Annotated in this window: 20 protein-coding genes; 13 read left to right on the top strand and 7 right to left on the bottom strand. The window is 69.6% G+C overall.

What is annotated here, in order from left to right; genetic code table 11:
- Positions 1 to 44: 44 nt before the first annotated feature.
- Positions 45 to 1,574 carry an alpha/beta hydrolase gene (locus tag ACIBX3_RS42155; RefSeq protein WP_397126206.1) on the bottom strand — a complete coding sequence of 510 codons (1,530 nt, stop codon included), beginning with the start codon at positions 1,572 to 1,574 and terminating at the stop codon, positions 45 to 47.
- A gap of 265 nt (positions 1,575 to 1,839) precedes the next feature.
- The gene (locus tag ACIBX3_RS42150; RefSeq protein ID WP_397126205.1) at positions 1,840 to 2,595 is read right to left on the bottom strand and encodes a class I SAM-dependent methyltransferase; all 756 of its coding nucleotides are present in this window, start codon (positions 2,593 to 2,595) and stop codon (positions 1,840 to 1,842) included.
- Between the two features lie 73 nt (positions 2,596 to 2,668).
- Here ACIBX3_RS42150 and ACIBX3_RS42145 point away from each other — a divergent pair, with 73 nt between their 5' ends.
- Positions 2,669 to 3,238: a CGNR zinc finger domain-containing protein gene (locus ACIBX3_RS42145; protein ID WP_397126204.1), complete on the top strand. Its 570-nt coding sequence runs from the start codon at positions 2,669 to 2,671 to the stop codon at positions 3,236 to 3,238.
- A 271-nt stretch (positions 3,239 to 3,509) separates the two neighbouring features.
- Here ACIBX3_RS42145 and ACIBX3_RS42140 read toward each other — a convergent pair whose 3' ends face one another.
- Together ACIBX3_RS42140 and ACIBX3_RS42135 are read right to left on the bottom strand one after the other, a co-directional pair.
- Positions 3,510 to 3,875 (bottom strand): ClpX C4-type zinc finger protein, encoded by a 366-nt coding sequence (locus ACIBX3_RS42140; protein WP_397126203.1) that lies wholly within the window; start codon positions 3,873 to 3,875, stop codon positions 3,510 to 3,512.
- A gap of 18 nt (positions 3,876 to 3,893) precedes the next feature.
- Positions 3,894 to 4,253 (bottom strand): hypothetical protein, encoded by a 360-nt coding sequence (locus ACIBX3_RS42135; protein WP_397126202.1) that lies wholly within the window; start codon positions 4,251 to 4,253, stop codon positions 3,894 to 3,896.
- Positions 4,254 to 4,575: 322 nt separating this feature from the next.
- Between ACIBX3_RS42135 and ACIBX3_RS42130 the strand changes: the two genes are divergently transcribed.
- The 9 genes from ACIBX3_RS42130 to ACIBX3_RS42090 all read left to right on the top strand — a co-directional run bounded on the left by ACIBX3_RS42130 (position 4,576) and on the right by ACIBX3_RS42090 (position 12,407).
- A complete protein-coding gene (locus ACIBX3_RS42130; protein ID WP_397126201.1) occupies positions 4,576 to 6,378 on the top strand; it encodes a glycosyltransferase family 2 protein in 1,803 nt (600 codons plus the stop codon).
- 75 nt (positions 6,379 to 6,453) lie between these two features.
- Positions 6,454 to 7,461: an energy-coupling factor ABC transporter permease gene (locus ACIBX3_RS42125; protein ID WP_397126200.1), complete on the top strand. Its 1,008-nt coding sequence runs from the start codon at positions 6,454 to 6,456 to the stop codon at positions 7,459 to 7,461.
- Positions 7,462 to 7,464: 3 nt separating this feature from the next.
- A complete protein-coding gene (gene cbiQ, locus ACIBX3_RS42120; protein WP_397126199.1) occupies positions 7,465 to 8,220 on the top strand; it encodes a cobalt ECF transporter T component CbiQ in 756 nt (251 codons plus the stop codon).
- A complete protein-coding gene (locus ACIBX3_RS42115; protein WP_397126198.1) occupies positions 8,214 to 8,951 on the top strand; it encodes an energy-coupling factor ABC transporter ATP-binding protein in 738 nt (245 codons plus the stop codon). Before cbiQ ends, ACIBX3_RS42115 begins: the two co-directional genes overlap by 7 nt.
- 105 nt (positions 8,952 to 9,056) lie before the next feature.
- Positions 9,057 to 9,395 carry an STAS domain-containing protein gene (locus tag ACIBX3_RS42110; RefSeq protein ID WP_090946873.1) on the top strand — a complete coding sequence of 113 codons (339 nt, stop codon included), beginning with the start codon at positions 9,057 to 9,059 and terminating at the stop codon, positions 9,393 to 9,395.
- 48 nt (positions 9,396 to 9,443) lie between these two features.
- Complete coding sequence (locus tag ACIBX3_RS42105; RefSeq protein ID WP_397126197.1) at positions 9,444 to 10,217, top strand: SDR family NAD(P)-dependent oxidoreductase; 774 nt, start codon at positions 9,444 to 9,446, stop codon at positions 10,215 to 10,217.
- Between the two features lie 73 nt (positions 10,218 to 10,290).
- On the top strand, positions 10,291 to 11,055 hold the full coding sequence (locus ACIBX3_RS42100; RefSeq protein WP_397126196.1) for a crotonase/enoyl-CoA hydratase family protein: 765 nt from the start codon (positions 10,291 to 10,293) through the stop codon (positions 11,053 to 11,055).
- A 105-nt stretch (positions 11,056 to 11,160) separates the two neighbouring features.
- The gene (locus ACIBX3_RS42095) at positions 11,161 to 11,790 is read left to right on the top strand and encodes a rhomboid family intramembrane serine protease (RefSeq protein ID WP_397126195.1); all 630 of its coding nucleotides are present in this window, start codon (positions 11,161 to 11,163) and stop codon (positions 11,788 to 11,790) included.
- 248 nt (positions 11,791 to 12,038) lie between these two features.
- Positions 12,039 to 12,407, top strand: coding sequence for a BlaI/MecI/CopY family transcriptional regulator (locus ACIBX3_RS42090; protein WP_397126194.1), 369 nt, complete (start codon positions 12,039 to 12,041; stop codon positions 12,405 to 12,407).
- On the opposite strand, the gene serC is transcribed toward ACIBX3_RS42090, so the two are convergent.
- Positions 12,386 to 13,519, bottom strand: coding sequence for a phosphoserine transaminase (gene serC / locus ACIBX3_RS42085; protein WP_397126193.1), 1,134 nt, complete (start codon positions 13,517 to 13,519; stop codon positions 12,386 to 12,388). The two genes, ACIBX3_RS42090 and serC, sit on opposite strands and share 22 nt — an antisense overlap.
- 139 nt (positions 13,520 to 13,658) lie before the next feature.
- Between serC and ACIBX3_RS42080 the strand changes: the two genes are divergently transcribed.
- Entirely contained in the window at positions 13,659 to 14,522 is an 864-nt protein-coding gene (locus tag ACIBX3_RS42080; protein WP_397126192.1) for a LuxR family transcriptional regulator, read from the top strand.
- A gap of 15 nt (positions 14,523 to 14,537) precedes the next feature.
- Here ACIBX3_RS42080 and ACIBX3_RS42075 read toward each other — a convergent pair whose 3' ends face one another.
- Together ACIBX3_RS42075 and ACIBX3_RS42070 are read right to left on the bottom strand one after the other, a co-directional pair.
- On the bottom strand, positions 14,538 to 16,106 hold the full coding sequence (locus ACIBX3_RS42075; protein WP_397126191.1) for a heme peroxidase family protein: 1,569 nt from the start codon (positions 16,104 to 16,106) through the stop codon (positions 14,538 to 14,540).
- 232 nt (positions 16,107 to 16,338) lie between these two features.
- Positions 16,339 to 17,445, bottom strand: a complete 1,107-nt coding sequence (locus ACIBX3_RS42070; protein WP_397126190.1) for a citrate synthase 2 — start codon at positions 17,443 to 17,445, stop codon at positions 16,339 to 16,341.
- 181 nt (positions 17,446 to 17,626) lie between these two features.
- Here ACIBX3_RS42070 and pdxH point away from each other — a divergent pair, with 181 nt between their 5' ends.
- A complete protein-coding gene (pdxH, locus tag ACIBX3_RS42065; RefSeq protein WP_397126189.1) occupies positions 17,627 to 18,280 on the top strand; it encodes a pyridoxamine 5'-phosphate oxidase in 654 nt (217 codons plus the stop codon).
- Positions 18,281 to 18,290: 10 nt separating this feature from the next.
- Positions 18,291 to 19,550: an MFS transporter gene (locus ACIBX3_RS42060; protein ID WP_397126188.1), complete on the top strand. Its 1,260-nt coding sequence runs from the start codon at positions 18,291 to 18,293 to the stop codon at positions 19,548 to 19,550.
- Positions 19,551 to 19,564: the final 14 nt, after the last annotated feature.

The following is a 19,564-nucleotide window of genomic DNA, read 5'->3' as shown; positions in this document are numbered from 1 at the left end:
GCGTGGCTTCGCCGGCCGTGCCCGCGAAGCCACGCGTCACACCCTTACGAACCCACGTACGTCCAGCCAGGAAGCCCGGGAACGGGCCCAGGGGCCGGGCGGGTGGCGCGCTGGCCGGTGAGCTCGGACGGTGGCACGGCCGGGCACCTGGCGCCCTTGCCCGGTGCCGTCACGGAGACCAGGTACTGGTCGATCGCGGTCGTCGGGCAGTTGCCGCGGCCGTAGATCCCGTGTCCCCATCCCTCGTACGTCAGCAGCCGGGCCTCGCGGCCGATCTGCCGTGCCGCGTTGACCGCCCACGGGTAGCCGGTGGCCGGGTCGTGCAGCGCGTTGCCCAGCAGCAGCGTGGGCGTGCCGTCGACGCGGAGGCGGTGCTGGGGGTTCGGGGCGGCGGGGGAGCCGGCGCAGGCGATCGTGATCGGGTGGGCCGCCGCGCTGACCAGCATGTCCGGCGCGATCGCCGCCGATCTCCGCAGGTGGCGGGCCCATTCGCGGTAGTCGCGGACGGGCACGTCATAGTCCTGGCAGAAGACGAAGGTGGGGTCGTTGATCACCTCTTGGCGCGCCGCGGCCGGCGGCGTGAGGATCGCCTTCGCGTTCTGGGCACCGCTCTCGAGGGCCGCCAGGAACTCGGCGAGTTCCTTGAAGTAAGGACCGTAGAACGCGCCGAACGCCTGCCCGATGAGGCTGAGCTTGCTGAGCTTCTGCTCCGGCTGTCCGGGCAGGTGCAGCTCGCCGCGCTCGGCTCGGGCCAGCAGTTCCTTCCACAGCGCCCGGATGTCCCTGCCGTGCAGCGCGCACGACGCGGTCCGGTCGCACCAGGCGACGAACTCGTTGAACGAGTCCTGGGAGGTCCACGACTCGGTGTCCAGGAACGCCGTGGTGCCGAGGCTGTGGTCCATGTTGCTGTCGAGCGCCAGCGCGCGTACGCGCTTCGGGTAGCGCTCGGCGTACTGCTGCCCGATCAGGGTCCCGTACGAGATGCCGTAGTAGGTGAGCTTGTCGTCGCCGAGCGCGGCACGCAGGGCGTCGACGTCACGTACGACGTTGCCGGTGTGCACATGGTCGAACAGCGGGCCGGTACGGGCCCGGCAGTCCTGCCGGTAGCGCTCGTTGTGGGCGAGCATGGCCTCGAAGTCCGCCTGGTTCTTGAGCGACAGCGGGTCGGGCGCCTGAACGGCGAGCTCGAGCGAGCACGTGATCGGGTGGCTGCGGGCCACGCCGCGCGGGTCGAAACCGACCACGTCGAAGCGGCTGGTGATCTCCGGCGTGAAGCCGAAGTCGTTCTCCAGCACGGCGTCCACGCCTGAGCCGCCCGGCCCGCCGGGGTTGACCACCAGCGAGCCGATCCTGGCCGCCGGGTCGGTGGCCGTGCGGCGGGCGAGGGCGAGCTGGAAGGTCTCGCCGCCCGGTTTGTTCCAATCGATGGGCACGGTCAGCGTGCCGCACTCGGCCGTGGGGTCCTGCGGACAGGGTGCCCAGGCGATGGACCTCGCCGCGGCGGCCGGGGCCACGGGCAGCAACGGGACGGCCAGGGTGAGTAAGAGGGTGAGGATCAGGACAGGTCTTCGCATCGCGAATCCAATCGTCGGGTATCCGATCCTCAACCGGATCGCCCGACATGACCATCCGACTCGGGTATGAAAACCAAGTCATCCCCAGGTACCTCGTCAAGGGGAATCCTGCTGACAGGAGGATGAAAGGCCGGCGATCTCCATGGCGAATTCCTGAACCTTGTCCAGATTCATTGTCCCGATCCTTCTGTCGTCTGTGATTGACACCACGACAGAGTCGGCGCCCGGTCTTTCATCGTCCTTTCACCGGCCTGCCGGTGTCCGGTCACCCCCGCACGGCGCACAGCAGCCGGTTGTTCCCGCGCTGCCACAGTGTCCCGATCTCGGTGAAACCGGCCTCCCTGAGGGCCTCCACGTGATGCGACAGCAGATGGGACTCGGACCCGTGGTGATCGGCTCCGGCGGTGGTCCGCTCCTGGTGGAGCGCGGCGAAGGCCGGGTCGGCCGCGACCGCGTCCCACCAGGCCCGCCAGTCCTCGGGCCGGTCCGCGCCGAACGCCCGCTCGGTCTCGCGCTCGTGCACGGCCCGCTCCAGCCGCGCCAGCGCGGGCGTGACGTCATCGGTGTCCATGTGGTCGCCGTTCAGCAGCACCCCGCCGGGCCGCAGCACGCCCGCCAGCTCGCTGTAAACCCGGTGCAGGTCAGGTCCGGAAATCCAGTGCAGCGCCGTCGTGCTCACCGCGGCGTCTGCGGGCCGGTCCAGGTCCAGCGACCGCGTCCACCCGCTCGTACGCAGATCGGCCGAGACGAAGGTGAGCTGCGGATATGCGGCCCGCCCGAGCCCGAGCAGCAGCGGATCGGCGTCCACCGGCACCACCGTGGCCTTGGGCAGCCGGTCGAGCAGTCGTGCCGACAGCGACCCCGGCCCGCACCCCAGGTCGATGACCAGCGGATCGGGCCGCCCCAGCGCCTCGACGGCGTCGATCAGGGCGGTGAAGCGCTCCTCTCGGTCGGGGAGGTAGCCCTCCTGCTGGCGGTCCCAGCGCGCGATCCACTCCAGTGCGGCATCGTGAGTGAGCACGAACGTCTCCTTGTAACCGTCGTTTATGCTTTGGACAGTTACCAACTTAGAACACGAAGGTGTGACCGGTCAATTGGATTACAACAGTCACACGGATGCGGTGGTCAGGGTCTCCGTCGCGCTGGTGAACGCGCTGACCCCGGGCGAGCGGCGCGGGCGTGCTTTCCCCGCGCCCGCCGGCGTCGGCGCCGCCGCCACGGAAGGCCTGCGCATGGTCTACGCGGACCACCGTGAGGTCACCGAGGCCGAGGGCGCCGAGCTGGCCGAGGTCGCCGCGCGCCTCCGGGAGGTCTTCGCGGCCGTCGCCGCGGACGACATCGATACCGCGGCCACGCGGGTCAACGTGCTCCTGGAGGAGAGTCATGCCAGGCCGACGCTCCAGAAGCACGACGGCGAGCCATGGCATCTGCACTTCCACGGCCCCGGCGGCACCATGGGGGGCGAGTGGGCGGCGGGTTGCGCGACCGGCCTCGCGATCGTGCTGGGCAGTGAGTTCAGCGACCGCCTCGGAGTCTGCACGGCGCCGCACTGTGACCGCGTCTACGTGGACGTCTCGCGCAACGGCACACGCAGGTTCTGCTCCACGGCCTGCCAGAACCGCGTCAAGACGGCCGCTTTCCGTGCCAGGAGCAAGGTGGAATAGGCGATCGAGCAGGTGCCTTACCGCTCAAGGCGCCGGCGAAGGGCTTCGCGAGCACTGATGCCGGAACCCCCTGCTCCAGCTCCCCGGCACGGGCCGGGGAGCTGGAGCCCGTTCATTCGGCGGCCAGTCTTTCCGCCTCTTCGTGCAGCGCGAGGATGAGGACCAGCTCCAGGTGGAGCTCCTCGAGATCCGGCGCCGCGAAGCCGTCAAGGACGCGCATAATGGGCCTCCCTGACTAAAAGACGCCCCATAAGTCACATCGGTTTACAGTCTATGTCTCGCTCCTGAACCGTTCCCACGCGGATTGGCGCGTCATGCCGAGCGAGGCGCCGATGCGCTCCCAGCTGACGTCCCTGCCGCGCAGGTGCGCCACCCAGTCGCGCAGGTTGTCGTCGACCTGGGCCTGCACCGCGGCGATTTTCGGCAAGTGGTCGAGTATCTGCTCGTTGCTCATGGTTTCCCACATGGGAAGCCGGGGCTCGGTGGAGGTGGCGAGGCGTTCTCCTTCGAGAATTTCGTTGCACAATCCCACGCACTCGTTGCAGATGTGCACGCCGGGACCGGCGATGAGCTTGTCGACCTCCGGGCTCTTCTTGTGGCAAAAGGAGCAGCGGAGTTTGTCCTTCCAGTCAGGCATGGCCTGACGCTAACTCCGTCAGGCCACACCTGACAACCCTGCGCGCCGATCCCGTTCGATCTGCACCTGCAGGATGGCCTGCCGCTCCTCGGTGATCCTGTGGCAGATCGTCACGTACGCGGTCAGCACCTTGCCGTACGCCTGCCGCGCCTGCTCCGCCTGGGCGCGCAGGTCAAGAATGCGATCGGCGTCGCCGAGCTGCTCTGCCTCGGCCAGCAGGAAGCGGGCCTCGTCGACGATCTCTTCGGCCCGCATCCTCGTGCGGCGCAGCAGGGCAGAACATTCGTGCAACTCCGCCAGCCGCGCCGACGAGACGATGAACTCAGCAGTGTGCACGGCCGAGCCGACGGCCGTCCGCCTGCGGAGATCCGATCCCATTTCCTGCCACCTCCCGGTCAAGGTTGCCTAACTGTAGACGCGCAAGCGCAGCAAGCGGATCACTCGGGAACTCTGGGAGTACGTCAGCGCTCCCGCCGGAGAGGTTTCTATGCCCGGGAGGGAAAACCTCTTTCCTGAAGCCCATTCGGTGCGGACTGAATGTGGCATTTGGCGGCCGTACCGGGGCTTATTCGCCGAATGCCCTGAATATCCGTTGTTGGCAAAAGCCGTGGATGAAGACGTCCGATCAGGCCCACGAGACCGAGCGTTCGTCACATACTGAAGCCAAGCGACAGCACAACGTAGTCCAGGAGTGGTGACGATGCCGGCGACAGGGAACGACGACGACGCAGTGGACGTCAGCGTCGTCATCCCCGTACACAACTGCCGGGACTACCTCGACAGATGCCTGACGTCCGTGCTCGTGCAGCGGGTCAAGAAGGAGATCGTGGTCGTCGACGACGGCTCCACGGACGGCAGCGCCGACCTGCTCGACCTGTATGCCGCCTACCACAAGGACAGCGTCCGGGTCGTGCACATCGAGCCCAGCGGCGGCGCCGGCCGTCCGCGCAACGTCGGCATCGAGCACGCCACCGGCCGCTACGTGTTCTTCTGCGACGCCGACGACTACCTCGGCCCCGAGGCGCTGGAGCGCATGGTCGCCATGGGCGACAGGAACGGCTCCGACATCGTCCTCGGCAAGATCGTGGGGCACGGCAGGCGGGCGCCGGTGTCGATGTTCCAGCACAGCGCCGACCGCGCGGAGCTCGGCGACAGCACCGTTTACAACAGCCTGTGCTGCTTCAAGCTGTTCAGGAGGGACCTGCTCGAACGCCACCGCATCAGGTTCGGTGAGGGCATGCTGGTCGGCGAGGACATCATCTTCACCGTCCACGCCTACTGCCACGCCCGCGTGATCTCCGTGGTCGCCGACTACGACTGCTACCACCTGGTGTCCAGGCCCGACGGGAGCAGCGTCATGCAGCAGCCGGGCAGCAAGGACCCGATCGCCTGGCTCGCCATGATCCGCGAACCGATCCGGCTGATGACCCGGCACATCGAGCCGAGCCCGCTCCGCGACCACCTGCTGCGCAGGCACTTCAGGCTGGACGCGTTCGCGCAGCTCGGGGCCGTTTTCCTGGAGAGCGACGACATCCGGCGCAAGGACATCGCGCGGGAGGTCGCCGCGCTCTGCGACGAGTGGTACACCCCGGGCGTGCACGAGCGACTGGGCAGCATCGACCGGCAGCGGGTGACCGCGCTCGACGACATCGACCGCCTGGTGCGCCTGGCCCGCATCGAGAGTGCCACCGTCCGCCGCAGGCTGACCGGGTTGCGCTGGGACGGCGACCGCCTGGTGGTGACCGGCGCCGCCCGGCTCGACGGCATCAGCAGGGACGACGGCGTGGCCGTGGTGCTGCGCTCCCGGTACGACCCGCACGCCGAGCTGGTCGTCCCCGCGCAGCGCAGGGGCGGCGAGTTCACCGCCCGGGTCGAGGCGGGCGCGCTCGACTCCGGCGTGTGGGACCTGTGGGTGGCGGTCGAGTTGGAGGGCGTGGTGCGCTTCGGCCGGCTCGGAGCGGAGCGCGACAGCGGCATCACGCGGCCGCCGCCCAGGCTGATCGGCAGCAGGGCGGTGCTGCCGTACTTCACCAGGGGCAACGGCAACCTCAGCATCGACGTCGGCGGGCACGTCGTCGCGGTGCCCGGCACGGCCAGGCTCATCAGGACCAGGTGGACGCTCGGACGCCGGCTGGTGGTCGACGGCGAGGTCACCGTCGCCGGCGCCGCCCCGGCGGCCTCGGCGATCAGGCGGCTCGTCTGGCGGGAGCGGCGCACCGGACGCGAGCGGGCCGAGCCGGTGGTGGCCCTGCCCGGCGGCGGGTTCGCGGCCAGGCCCGCGGTGGGCCGGCTCTCGGCCGGCACCTGGGACGCCTACCTGGAGCTCGACCTGGGCGGGCCGCCCGCGCGGTTCAGGATCGAGGTCGATGCCGAGGCGGTGGCCGCCCCGCGCTGGTCGCTGTTCAGCAGAGTGCGGCCGTACGCGACGTCGGGGAAGGGGCGGCTGAGCGCGGCGGTACGGCGGCTGACGCCCAGGGCGATCGTGAGAAGGATCATGTTGTAATTGCCATCTATGTGCAGGTGCAAGACGATGTCCTAAAGTAGGAACGTTTGTTCGTCCCTTTTGGGAGGCATGGTCGTGCACGTACCCGATGGCTTCTTCAACGTAGCAACGTCCGTATCGGCCGGAGCGGTGGCGGCGGCCGGGGTCGCGGTCTGCCTGCGCGGAGCGCGACGTGAGCTGGACGACCGGACCGCTCCCATGGCCGGGCTCGTCGCGGCCTTCATCTTCGCGGTCCAGATGCTCAACTTCCCCGTCGCCGCGGGCACCAGCGGGCACCTGCTGGGCGGCGCGCTGGCGGCGATACTCGTCGGACCCTATACCGGCGTGCTCTGCATGGCCGTGGTCCTCCTCGTCCAGGCCGTGTTCTTCGCCGACGGCGGGCTGACCGCGCTCGGCGTCAACATCACGATCATGGGCATCGTCACCGTGCTCGTCGGGTGGGCGGTCTTCCGGCTCGTCGCCGGGGTGGCCAGGGGCAAGGGCGGGGTGACGCTGGCGGCGTTCCTGGCCGCGCTGATCTCCGTGCCGGCCTCCGCGCTGGTGTTCACGCTGCTGTTCTGGATCGGCGGGACAGCCCCGATCGACGTGGGGGCGGTGGCGGCCGCGATGGGCGGCGTGCACGTGCTGATCGGCATCGGCGAGGGCGTGATCACGGCGATGACCGTCGGCGCGGTGCTCGCCGTCCGGCCCGACCTCGTGTACGGCGCCCGCGGCCTGGCCAAGCCGCTGGTCCTGCGCGGCGCCGAGGGGTCGACCACGACCGTGGGCGAGCCGGAGCCCGTTCCCGCCCGTGGCGTCGGCTGGATGTTTCTGGTCGGCGGGGGCCTGCTGACGCTGGTGCTGGCCGGGGCCGTGTCGTTCTTCGCCTCCTCGGACCCCGACGGGCTGGAGGCCGTGGCCGAGAACGAGGGCTTCCTCGACCGGGCGACCGGCCACGGGTTCGGCGGGTGGGCGCTGGCCGACTACGGTGAGGTGGGCGGGATCCCCGTGGGCGTGGCCGGGATCATCGGCGTCGGGCTCGTGCTGCTCATCGCCGGGACCGTGGCCTACGCCGCCAGGAGCCGGAACAAAGTCAAGGTGTGAGACGTGGGCGCCGGGCATCACCATCAGCTTTACCTGCCGGGCGGCTCGGTCGTGCACCGGCTGCCGCCGCAGTGCAAGCTGCTCGCGGTCTTCGCGTTCGCCATCGTCGTGGTGGCCACGCCGCGCGAGCTGTTCTGGGCGTTCGCCGCGTACGCGGTGCTGCTCGGCGTGGTCGCGGCGGCGGCGCGGGTGCCCGCGACGTACATCGTGCGGCGCATGGTGGTGGAGGTGCCTTTCGTGCTGTTCGCGTTCCTCATCCCGGTCATCGGGCTGGGGGAGCGGATCACGGTGCTCGGACTCTCGCTGAGCGTCCCCGGTCTCTGGGCGGCCTGGAACATCCTGGCCAAGGCCACGCTGGGGGTGGCCGCCTCGATCCTGCTGGCGGCCACCACGGAGCCGCGCGTCATCCTCATCGGGGCTCAGCGGCTGCGGCTGCCGAGCCTGCTGGTGCAGATCGCCATGTTCATGCTGAGGTACATGGACGTGATCATGGATGAGATGCGGCGGATGCGGGTGGCGCGGGAGTCCCGCGGGTTCGAAGCACGAAATTTCCGACACATCCCCGTGATCGCCCGGTCCGCCGGGGCGCTGTTCATCCGCTCGTACGAGCGGGGCGAGCGGGTGCATCTGGCGATGCTGAGCCGCGGATATTCTGGCCGGATGCCGGTAATTCACGATATGTCGGCATCGCTCCGTCAATGGGCCACCGCCCTCGCCCTGCCCGCCGTGGCCCTCGCCGTCCTGGGACTCTCATGGTGAACTCTCTCGAAGTCAGGCAGCTCGCCTACGCCTACCCCGACGGCACGCAGGCGTTGTTCGGCGTGGACCTGTCGATCGCCCGCGGCGAGCGGGTGGCCCTGCTCGGCCCGAACGGCGCCGGCAAGACCACGCTCGTCATGCATCTCAACGGGATACTCACCCCGGGGCACGGCACTGTCACCGTGGCCGGCACCCCGGTGCGCAAGGACACGCTCAAGGAGGTCAGGCAGCGCGTCGGCCTGGTCTTCCAGGACCCGGACGACCAGCTCTTCATGCCTACGGTCCGGGACGACGTGGCCTTCGGCCCGGCCAACGCGGGCGTGCGGGGCGAGGAGCTGGACCGGGTGGTCAAGGACGCGCTGGAGCGGGTCGGCATGCTGGAGGCCGCCGACCGGCCGCCGCACCACCTGTCGTTCGGCCAGCGGCGCCGGGTGGCGGTGGCGACGGTGCTGGCCATGGAGCCGGAGATCCTGGTGCTCGACGAGCCCTCGTCCAACCTGGACCCGGCCGCCCGCAGGGAGCTGGCCGAGATCCTGCGCTCCTTGGACGTGACGGTGCTCATGGTCACGCACGACCTGCCGTACGCGCTGGAGCTGTGCGAGCGCTCGCTCATCCTCTCCGACGGCGTGATCGCCGCCGACGGGCCCACGCGCGAGCTGCTGGCGGACGCCGAACTGCTGTCAAAACACCGCTTGGAGCTCCCGTTTGGCTTCGCGATCCCGGTGGTGTGAGGTCGTTCAGCCGTAATTGGCGGCTTTTATCCTGCTCTTCGTAGTCTGTGAATGCCCGGTATCCGGGGATGTCGAAGTACAGTGGCTCATCGAGGAGGGGCCCAAATGAAGCTGCGGCTTGCGCGACATGCCCTGGGAGACGCCGTGGTGGTGGCCGTTGAGGGAGAGCTCGACCTGTTCACCGCACCGTTCCTCCGCGACGAGGTACGCGATGCCATCAAGCAGGACGGCGCAAGGCTCGTGCTCGACCTGCAGCAGCTGTCGTTCATGGATTCCAGTGGACTGTCGGTGCTGATCGAGGCCTGGCGGCTGGCGACGGGGGAAGGCGGCGGCGTGTCCCTGGCCGCGCCGCAGGCGCCGGTGGCGCGTATCCTCCGCACCACGGGGCTGGATCGGCGGATCAAGGTGTACTCCGATGTCGACAGCGCGGTGGGTGAGATTTGACCACCCCCGCGTAGAACTTCATTCGGTTGGCGGGTTAGGGTCCGGTCTATGGACGTGAACGGATCTGCAGCAATCATTTCCGGCGGCGCCAGTGGCCTCGGCGAGGCCACGGCCCGCGAGCTGGCCCGCGCCGGCGCCACGGTGGTCGTCGCCGACCTCAACGAGGAGCGCGGCAAGACCGTCGCCGACGAGATCGGCGGCGTTTTCGCCAGGACGGACGTGTCGGACGACGAGCAGGTGCAGGCGGCTGTGGACGCCGCCGTGGCCACCGGCAAGCCGCTGCGCGTGGTGGTCAACAGCGCCGGCATCGGCTGGGCGGAGCGCACGGTCAACCGCGACGGGCAGCCGCACAACCCGGCCACCTACCGCAAGGTCATCGAGGTCAACCTGATCGGCACGTTCAACCTCATGCGCATCGCGGCGGCCGCCATCGCCAAGACCGAGCCCGCCGACGCCGACGGGCAGCGCGGCGTCGTGATCAACACTGCCTCCGTGGCGGCCCTCGAGGGGCAGACCGGGCAGCTGGCGTACTCGGCCTCCAAGGGCGGCATCGTGGGCATGACGGTGCCGGCGGCTCGTGACCTGTCGGCGATCGGTGTACGCGTGAACACGATCTGCCCCGGCATCATCGACACCCCGATCTACGGGTTCTCGGGCAACGCCGAGGAGTTCAAGGCGAAGCTGGTGGCGCCGGTGGTGTTCCCCAAGCGGATGGGGCGGGCCGACGAGTTCGCGCACCTCGTGCGGTCGCTGGTCGAGAACGACTACATCAACGCCGAGGTCATCCGCTTCGACGGCGGCATCCGCTTCCAGCCCAAGTAACCGCCCCCACGGCCCCGCACCCCCTCACCACCTCGCGGGGACACCCGGCGAGGCCTCATCCGAAAGGGTTGTTGTGTCTGACGAAGTGCTCGTCGAGGAGTCCGGCAACGTCGCGATCATCACGATCAACCGCCCCAAGGCCCGCAACGCCGTGAACGGGGCAGTGGCCCGGGGGATCGCGGGCGCCCTGGACGACCTGGACGCTCGCCCTGACATTTCCGCGTATGTCCTGACCGGTGCCGGGGGCACGTTCTCTGCGGGGATGGACCTGAAGGGGTTCCTGGCCGGCGACTTCCCGGTGATAGCGGGCCGGGGCTTCGGTGGTCTGACCGAGTCGCCGCCCAAGAAGCCGCTGGTCGCCGCGGTGGAGGGCTACGCGCTGGCCGGCGGCTTCGAGCTGGCTCTGTCGTGCGATGTCATCGTGGCGTCGTCGGAGTCCACGTTCGGGCTGCCCGAGCCCAGGCGCGGGCTGGTGGCGGGCGCGGGCGGAATCATGCGGCTCCCGCGCCGGATTCCGTACCACGTGGCCATGGAGATCGCCCTGACCGGCGACCACTATCCGGCCTCCCGCCTGTACGAGCTCGGCCTGGTCAACCGGATCACCGAGCCGGGCAAGGCACTGGAGGGAGCGGTGGAGCTGGCCGGCAAGATCGCCGCCAACGCGCCGCTGGCGCTCGCCGCGACCAAGAAGGTGATCATCGAGTCGCAGGACTGGCCGCTGGAGGAGATGTTCGAGAAGCAAGGAGCGATCATCAACCCGGTGTTCGGCTCCAAGGACGCCATGGAGGGCGCCGCGGCCTTCGCCGAGAAGCGCGCGCCCCAGTGGAAGGGCGAATAGCCGGGTCCCTCTCCCGCCCCGGAACGGGAGGGGGACTCTTTTGGCGCGCGCATAGGACTTCCTGCGTACGGTAAAGAGAGAGAAGACGAGCTACCGGGAGTGCGCATGAGCGAGCGCGGCGACTATTCGGGTTCCAGGTTCGGGTCCGCCAAACGCGGCGCCGGAGCGCTGCTCTCGGGGGCGCTGAGCGCCCTCATGATCGTGGTCGCCATGCTCGCCGTGATGTGGGTCGTCGAGGGCGTGGACTACACGATGGGCGGCGCGCTGGACCGGTTCGGCATCCTGGGCTGGGACGCCGACGGGCTGGTCGGCATCCTGTTCGCGCCCTTCCTGCACGGCGGCTTCGGTCACCTCATGGCCAACTCGCTGCCGCTGCTGGTCCTCGGCTTCCTGGCCGGTCTGCGCAGCGTGGGCAGGTTCCTCTGGGCCAGCCTGATCATCATCCTGATCGGCGGCCTGGGCACCTGGGTGACGAGCCCCGAGGTCTACACGGTGGGGGCGAGCGGCCTGATCTTCGGCTACTTCGGCTACATCATGGCCAGGGGCGTGTTCGACCGGCAGCTGCTCGACATCGTCATCGCCGTCGGCGTGGGCATCGCCTACTACGGGATCCTGGCCGGCCTGCTGCCCAACCAGCCGGGCATCTCCTGGCAGGGACACCTGTTCGGCCTCATCGGCGGCGTGGTGGCCGGCTGGGTGCTACGCCGCAAGAAGCTCCACGTCACGGCCTACTGAAGGTGCGGCCGCGTGTGCTCGGCCGGGGACGAACGTCTGCAGCAGGTGCACCGACGAGATGCCGATGATGGCCGCATCGCCACGACCTCGGAGACGTACACCGCCTGGGCCATGATCAACCCCAGATAGAGCGGAACCTGCGGCCATCGGCTGGCGAACATGAGATACCCGAGGCTCGTGGGCCGTAAGGTTGGGGGGATTTCTGGCAAGAATGTTTCCTACTACTTGAGGCGGAAGGAATTGGTCAGTTGGCGAACCTGGGATCCCTGGAACGCGCGATCATGGACGTGCTCTGGGATGCCGGCAAACCGATGCGGGTCAGAGAGCTCCTGAACAGACTCAACGAGGACCGCGATCTCGCCTACACCACGGTCCAGACCGTCGCCGAGCGGCTGGTGAAGAAGGGGCTGCTCGTCCGCACGCCGTACCGCAACGCCTTCAGGTACGCCACGGCGAAGTCGAGGGACGAGCACGTCAGCGACCTCATGCTGGAGGCACTGGCGGCCAGCACCGATCGGCTGCCGGTGCTGGCGAGGTTCGCGCAGGGCGTCGAGGAGGCGGACGCGCTCGCCCTCATAGAGGAGCTGCTACGCCGTCAGAGGCGCTCGACCACGTAGTCGACGCACGTCGTCAGCGCGTCGACGTCGGCCGGGTCGACGGCCGGGAACATCGCGATGCGCAGCTGGTTGCGGCCCAGCTTGCGGTAGGGCTCGGTGTCGACGATGCCGTTGGCGCGCAGCACCTTGGCCACGGCGGCGGCGTCCACGTCGTCGGAGAAGTCGATCGTGCCGACCACCTGCGAGCGGAACTCGGGGGCGGCGAACGGCGTGGCGTACGACGACTTCTCGGCCCACGTGTAGAGGCGCGAGCTGGAGTCGGCCGTGCGGGCGGTGGTCCAGGCCAGGCCGCCGTTGCCGTTCATCCAGTCGAGCTGGTCGGCCAGCAGGAACAGCGTGGCCACGGCCGGGGTGTTGTAGGTCTGGTCCTTGCCGGAGTTGTCGATCGCGACCGGCAGGCTGAAGAACTCGGGCACGTAGCGGCCGGTCGCGGCGATCTCCTCGACCCTGGCCAGCGCGCGCGGCGACATGATCGCGATCCACAGGCCGCCGTCGGAGGCGAAGCTCTTCTGCGGCGCGAAGTAGTAGACGTCGCTCTCGGCGATGTCGACGGGCAGGCCGCCGGCGCCGGAGGTGGCGTCCACGAGCACCAGCGAGTCGTCGGAGCCGACCCGCCTGATCGGCATGGCGACGCCGGTCGAGGTCTCGTTGTGGGTGAGCGCGTAGACGTCGACGCCCTCCTCGGCCACCGCGGTGGGGTGGGTGCCGACCTCGGACTTGATGACGCTCGGCTCGGCAAGCCAGGGCGCCTTCTTGGTGACGGTGGCGAACTTCGAGGAGAACTCCCCGAACGACAGGTGCTGCGACTTCTCCCGGACGAGCCCGAAGGCGGCGATGTCCCAGAACGCGGTGGTGCCGCCGTTGCCCAGCACGACCTGGTAGCCCTCGGGGAGCGAGAACAGGTCGGCGAGCCCGGAGCGTACGCGGCCGACCAGGTTCTTGACCGGCTTCTGGCGGTGGGAGGTGCCCATCAGGCTCGCGCCGGAGGCGGCGAGCGCGGCCAGTTGCTCGGTGCGAACCTTCGAGGGCCCGCAGCCGAAGCGGCCGTCGGCGGGCTTGATGTCAGCGGGAATCACGATGTCAGCCACGTCATCGAGCCTACCGATCGGCATGGAGTGGCTCGCACGGGGTCCGGATTATGAGATCCATGAAAGTTTCACAAATGATCCCAGGTCAACGGCGGCAAGGGTGCCGGGGACTTGACGAAACGCCAGTTTGGTCTCACGTTCCTCGCTAGCAGCGGGAAGCGTGATGACCATGGTCGACGTGGATGTCCTCACCGCCAGAGAGTTGCAAGTCCTCTCCCTCACCTGTGCGGGTCACAGCGCCCAGGAGATCGCCGACCGGCTGCACATCGCCCGCTGCACGGTGGAGAACCACAAGCGTCACATCTACCAGAAGCTCGGCGTCGCCGGCCAGGGGCAGGCCGTGTCGCAAGGGCTCGCGCTCGATCTGCTCGACCTCGGCCCGGCCGTGCCGCGCCCGCGCGTGCCGGCCGGGCGCGACCTCGTGGTGCTCCATGCCAGGTGCCCCGTGGCGACGGAGTCGGTGACGCGGGCCATGATCAGGGACGGCAGGCCGCTGTGCGCCGTGCGGGACACGGTCGGCGGCGACGACGCCGACGCCTGGCCGGGAGCGCTCAGGTTCACGGCGGTGCTCGTGGACCCGCTACCGGCGGACTGGCAGCTGCCGCTGCGCCTCGGCGCGCGCGCCGTCGCCATACCGTCCGCGCCACCGTGCGCGGCCACGGTGTCGGACGCCATGGCGCGCGGCGCGTCCGCCGTGTTGTGGCTGGAGGACGTCCCCGACCACCTCTGCGCGGTCTTGGACCTGGTGGCCAGTGAGTACGTGGTGGTGGGCGCGGACATGTGCCGCCGCCTCCTGCCCACGCCACACCTCACCGGCCGCGAGCACGACGTGCTGGTCACGATCGCCGCGGGCCACACGGTCAGGCAGAGCGCACGCCTGCTGGGCATCGCGAGCAAGACCGTGGAGAGCACGCGGGCCCGCCTGTTCAGGAAGCTCGACGCGCGCAACAGGTCGGAGGCGCTGGCCAACGCCTACCGGGCGGGACTTGTCCCGGCGGAGCCGCCGGCACCTGCCGGGCGGGAGTGATCCCGGCGGAGCCGCTCACTGGCGCCGGCTGGCGGGATCGACCCGCGCGAACGTGAGCAGATCCACCATCCGGAAGTCACCCGCCGCTCCGGTCCTGCGCGGCAGCGTGGGCCGCCAGGACGGGTTGGTCCTGAGGTAGGAGGTCGGATCGAGCTGGAGCAGCCCGATGAAGACCTCGCCGACGATCCTCGCGCCCACCCCGGCCAGCCGGATGCCGCCGGCCAGGATCTCGGCTTCCTTGAGCGCGTAGTACCACAGGGGCGTGCTGGCGGGCAGGCCGTGCCCGAACTGCTGCAGTTCGGGGAAGTGCTGCGACTCCAGCGCCTGCACGCCGATGGCGCGGGCGATGTTCTGCCCGGACGGCATCGACCAGGTGATGTGGCGCAGCAGGTTGCGCTGCGGCAGCGAGGTCGGCGCCTCCCCGCCCGGGATCGCGATCAGCGGCAGGTTGAACAGCGGCGTCGAGATCTTGGTGTCGATGCGCTTGTTCGACCGCACCTCGCCGTCGTCGAAGTTGAAGAACGTCTGCCAGCCGATGAAGCGCCTGGGCGCCCTGGCCTGGCCGCGCAGGTCGACGGGATCGGCCTGGCCCTGGCCCGCCGGGTCGAAGACGAACCCGAAGAACGGCGTGCCGTCGGCGTTCCCCGCGAGGTTGGCCCGGTAGGATGGCCGGACCTGGCTGTGCCCGAACCGGTAGGCGGCGCCCTGGAACTCGACCGGGATGAACTGCTCGCCCTGCACCGGCCGGTAGAAGCGCCGCCCGTTGGCCAGGATGTCGTTGACCGCGCTCTGCCCGATGATCAGCGGCAGGAACTCGTGCAGGGTGATCCACTGATAATGCCACCTGACCTGCTGCCTGGCGGCCTCGAAGATGTCGCCGGTCTGTCCCGCCGCGCGCAGATGGTCGACCACCCGGTTGTGGAACAGCAGGAACGCCGCGTGCAGCCCGGAGATCATCAGGTTCTCGTCGTTGCGGGGGTCGGCGATGATCGCCTGGCGGTTGGCCAGCCGCGGCAGGTCCTCGAATCTGCCCCCGCTCTCCAACCGGAACTTGGCGCGGTCGTTGGGGTCGTAGAACCGCGGGTCGGCCGTGGGACCGCGGCCGTAGACGCTGTCGAGGTCGAGGCCGGGCGTCCGGGTGTTGGGCGACTGCTCGGGAGCGGTGGGGACGCCGAGCGGCGAGGTCTCGTCGAACGTCAGGTCGTGGTCGAGGAACTGGCCCAGGAACGTTATGCCGGCGGTCTGCGCGCCGTTGTCGAGGTTGCCGGGGCTGAGCTCCGGGTTGGTGATCAGCCGGATCGGACCCTCCTGGAGCGGGTCCCGGGCGTCGATCACGCCCCCAGGACGGCCCATCGACATGAGGGCCTGCCGGAGGGTGGGCGCGTTGAAGTCGGCGAACGGGGCGAGGTTGAAGATCCGGCCGAACCTGTCGGGGGACGTGGCCAGGCCGCCGGCCTGGGCCGTGACGACCTTGGCAAGCGCCTCGGCGGGGGTGAGCGTCAGGGCCGCGGCCCCGGCTCCCACGCCGGTGAGGAATCCTCGCCTGCTTAAGCCTGACTTGGCGTCATCGCTGGACTGAAGCATGACGTGCCTCCTTGCGGGCCTCCCACCGGAGGAGGGCAGGCAGGCGTCAGCAACCCGCTGGGGAGGGGGTGTCCGGCCTGCTCGTGGGAGGTTGGGGGGTGCCTGCGCTCAGGCTGGGCCTTTGACAACAGGCGGTCAAGGACGACTTTCCCCTAGTGCTGTTCGCACGGTGGAAACATGAAAACGGCTACCGCGCGGGTGCGAGCCGCGCGGTAGCCGTGACACGAATCGATCAGTACTTGCCGACCACCTCGTCGGCGCCGGGCACCTCGGTGAGCGGGCGCGAGGCGGGGCCCACGTAGTTCGCGCTGGGGCGGACCAGCCTGCCCGTGCGCTTCTGCTCCAGGATGTGCGCGGCCCAGCCGGCCGTGCGGGCGCAGGTGAACATCGAGGTGAACATGTGGGAGGGCACCTCGGCGAAGTCCAGCACCACGGCCGCCCAGTACTCCACGTTGGTGGCCAGCACCCGGTCGGGCTTGCGCGCGTGCAGCTCCTCCAGTGCGGCCTGCTCCAGCGCGGCCGCGACCTCGTACCGGGGCGCGTCGAGCTCCTTGGCGGTGCGGCGCAGCACGCGGGCGCGCGGGTCCTCGGCGCGGTAGACGCGGTGGCCGAAGCCCATGAGCCTGTTGCCCTTGTCGAGCTCGCTCTGGACGTACTTCTTGGCGTCGCCCAGGTGCTCCACGCCCTCGATCATGTGCAGCACCCGGGCCGGGGCGCCGCCGTGCAGCGGACCCGACATGGCGCCCACGGCGCCGGAGAGCGCGGCCGCCACGTCGGCCCCGGTGGAGGCGATGACGCGCGCGGTGAACGTGGAGGCGTTCATCCCGTGCTCGGCAGCGGAGGTCCAGTAAGCGTCGATGGCCTTGACGTGCTTGGGGTCGGGCTCACCGCGCCAGCGGATCATGAAACGCTCGACGATGGTCTTGGCCTCGTCGACCCGGCTCTGCGGCACCATCGGCAGGCCGAGCCCGCGCGCGGACTGCGCCACGAACGACAGAGCCATCACCGAGGAACGCGCGAGCTGGTCGCGGGCCTCTTCGTCACTGATGTCGAGCAGCGGCTTGAATCCGTAGGCCGGAGCCAGCATGGCCAGCGCGCTCTGTACGTCTACGCGGATGTCACCGGAGTGGACAGGAATGGGGTACGGCTCCGCCGGGGGCAGGCCCGGCTGGAACGTGTTGTCGACCAGCAGGCCCCAGACGGCCCCGAACGGGACACGGCCGACCAGCTCTTCGATGTCGACGCCCCGGTATCGAAGGGCGCCCCCTTCTTTGTCCGGTTCCGCGATCTCGGTCTCGAAAGCTACGACGCCTTCGAGCCCGGGTTTGAAGTCGGACATACTCGGCCGCCTCCCTTTCTGCCATGTTCCGGCAATGCAATGCCTTGATGTCGAGATACCGGCGGGTCAATTTAACCCCCTCCCAGCTCATGGTCGGTCTCGGGACCCGCCGTAAGGCCAAACCCGCTGGTGGGGAGGGGTGGATGAGACCCGTCGCACGAGCGCGCAAGAATACCGTCTCGTGGATGCCACCCCGCGCCCGCCCGTACTGGCGGGGCTTCGCCGTACGTACGAGGGCGAGCCGCTGCTCGAATCAGACCTCGCGTCCGACCCCATCGCGCAATTCACCGCCTGGTTCCAGGACGCGCTCGACGCCGGCCTGCCCGAACCCAACGCCATGATCCTGGCCACCGCCTCCGCAGGCGGCCGCCCGAGCGCCAGGACGGTCCTGCTGAAGGGCTATGACGAACGCGGATTCGTCTTCTACACCAACTACGAGTCGCGCAAGGGCCGCGACCTGGCCGAGAACCCCCGGGCCTCGCTGCTGTTCCCCTGGCATCCCATCCGCCGCCAGGTCCGCATCGAGGGCACCGTCGCCAAGATCTCCCACGAGGAGTCGGCGGAGTATTTCAACTCCCGCCCCTACGGCTCGCGCATCGGCGCGTGGGCCTCGCGCCAGTCGGCGGTCGTGCGCTCCAGGGAGGAGCTGGACGCCCGCTACCAGGAACTGGCCGACCGCTGGCCGGACGACCCGCCGGTGCCCGACTTCTGGGGCGGCTACCGGGTGACGCCGGTGGAGATGGAGTTCTGGCAGGGACAGCTCGATCGGATGCACGACCGGCTCCGCTACCGGCGGACCCGACCCGGCTGGGCCTTGGAGAGACTTGCACCTTAATGTGCATTGAGTGGCAATCGGGGAGCTGCTCAAACGTCATTTCGTAGACACCCGGCCGCTCGGCGTGCCCGCGTACCGGCGGATCTGGCTCGGCCAGGCCGTCACGCACGTGGGCGTCGGCGTGACCGTCGTCGCGGTCGGGAAGCAGGTCTTCGACCTCACACAATCCTCGTTCTGGGTGGGCCTGCTCGGCCTGGCCAACCTGATCCCGCTGATCGTCTTCGGGCTGTGGGGAGGGGCGGTCGCCGACGCCGTGGACCGGCGGCGGCTGCTGATCGCAGGCTCGGTGGTGGCCTGGGCGGCGACCTTGCTCATCCTCGCGCAGGCGCTGCTCGACCTGCGCAACATCTATGTGATCTTCGCCGCGGTCGCGCTGAACGCCACCGGGTTCGCGATCACCGGGCCGACCAGGGGCGCGATCATCCCTCGGATCCTGGAGCCGGAGCTGGTGCCCGCCGCGAACGCGCTCAACTCGCTGGTCTACAGCATCGGCTCGGTGGCCGGGCCGATGGTCGCGGGGGTGCTGCTGAACTCCGGCGGGCTGGCGGTCGCGTACGCGGTGGACGCCGTGCTCTTCACCGGCAGCCTCTACGCGGCCCTCAGACTCCCCTCACTGCCCCCGCTGGGCGTGGTGCGGCGCCCGGGTGCACGGGCCGTCTTCGAGGGGCTCAGCTTCATCGTCAGGAGCCCCGTGCTGCTGATGTCGTTCGTCGTGGACATCATCGCGATGGTGTTCGCCATGCCGCGCGCGCTCTTCCCCGAGGCGACCGCCGGCAGGTTCGGCGGCTCGGTGATCGCGCTCGGCTGGATGAGCGCGGCCATGGCCATCGGCGCCGTCGCCGGCGCGCTGTTCTCCGGATGGGTCGGGCGGGTCAGGCGCCAAGGGGTGGCGCTGGTCGTGGTCATCGCCGTGTGGGGCCTGGCCGTGGCCGCCGCCGGGCTCTCGGAACAGTTGTGGCTGGTGGTGGCGTTCATGGCGGTCGGCGGGACGGCGGACGTGATCTCGTCGGTGTGGCGGCAGTCCATCCTGCAGCTGTACGCCCCCGACGAGATGCGCGGGCGGATGCAGGGGGCGTTCATGGTGGTCGTGGCCGGCGGGCCGCGCCTGGGCGACCTGCGGGCCGGGGCGACCGCGACGGCGTTCGGGCTGACCGGCGCGTGGGTCGGCGGCGGCCTGGCGTGCGCCGTCACGGTGCTCGTCGTGGGGCTGTCCGTGGCCGGCTTCAGGAACTACCGGGCGGGCGCCGTGGCCAAGGCCGAGCCCGGCTGAGCGGTCCGAGACGC

It is taken from the genome of Nonomuraea sp. NPDC049480 (assembly GCF_044465905.1).
Lineage (GTDB): Bacteria > Actinomycetota > Actinomycetes > Streptosporangiales > Streptosporangiaceae > Nonomuraea.
This window is presented reverse-complemented; position numbering and strand designations above follow the sequence as displayed.

Coding starts and splice junctions, on each gene's coding strand:
- ACIBX3_RS42155 (WP_397126206.1), bottom strand. CDS start 1,574: ATGCGAAGACCTGTCCTGATCCTCACCCTCTTACTCACCCTGGCCGTC.
- ACIBX3_RS42140 (WP_397126203.1), bottom strand. CDS start 3,875: ATGCCTGACTGGAAGGACAAACTCCGCTGCTCCTTTTGCCACAAGAAG.
- ACIBX3_RS42135 (WP_397126202.1), bottom strand. CDS start 4,253: ATGGGATCGGATCTCCGCAGGCGGACGGCCGTCGGCTCGGCCGTGCAC.
- ACIBX3_RS42130 (WP_397126201.1), top strand. CDS start 4,576: ATGCCGGCGACAGGGAACGACGACGACGCAGTGGACGTCAGCGTCGTC.
- ACIBX3_RS42115 (WP_397126198.1), top strand. CDS start 8,214: ATGGTGAACTCTCTCGAAGTCAGGCAGCTCGCCTACGCCTACCCCGAC.
- ACIBX3_RS42110 (WP_090946873.1), top strand. CDS start 9,057: ATGAAGCTGCGGCTTGCGCGACATGCCCTGGGAGACGCCGTGGTGGTG.
- ACIBX3_RS42105 (WP_397126197.1), top strand. CDS start 9,444: ATGGACGTGAACGGATCTGCAGCAATCATTTCCGGCGGCGCCAGTGGC.
- ACIBX3_RS42095 (WP_397126195.1), top strand. CDS start 11,161: ATGAGCGAGCGCGGCGACTATTCGGGTTCCAGGTTCGGGTCCGCCAAA.
- serC (WP_397126193.1), bottom strand. CDS start 13,519: ATGCCGATCGGTAGGCTCGATGACGTGGCTGACATCGTGATTCCCGCT.
- ACIBX3_RS42080 (WP_397126192.1), top strand. CDS start 13,659: ATGACCATGGTCGACGTGGATGTCCTCACCGCCAGAGAGTTGCAAGTC.
- ACIBX3_RS42075 (WP_397126191.1), bottom strand. CDS start 16,106: ATGCTTCAGTCCAGCGATGACGCCAAGTCAGGCTTAAGCAGGCGAGGA.
- ACIBX3_RS42070 (WP_397126190.1), bottom strand. CDS start 17,445: ATGTCCGACTTCAAACCCGGGCTCGAAGGCGTCGTAGCTTTCGAGACC.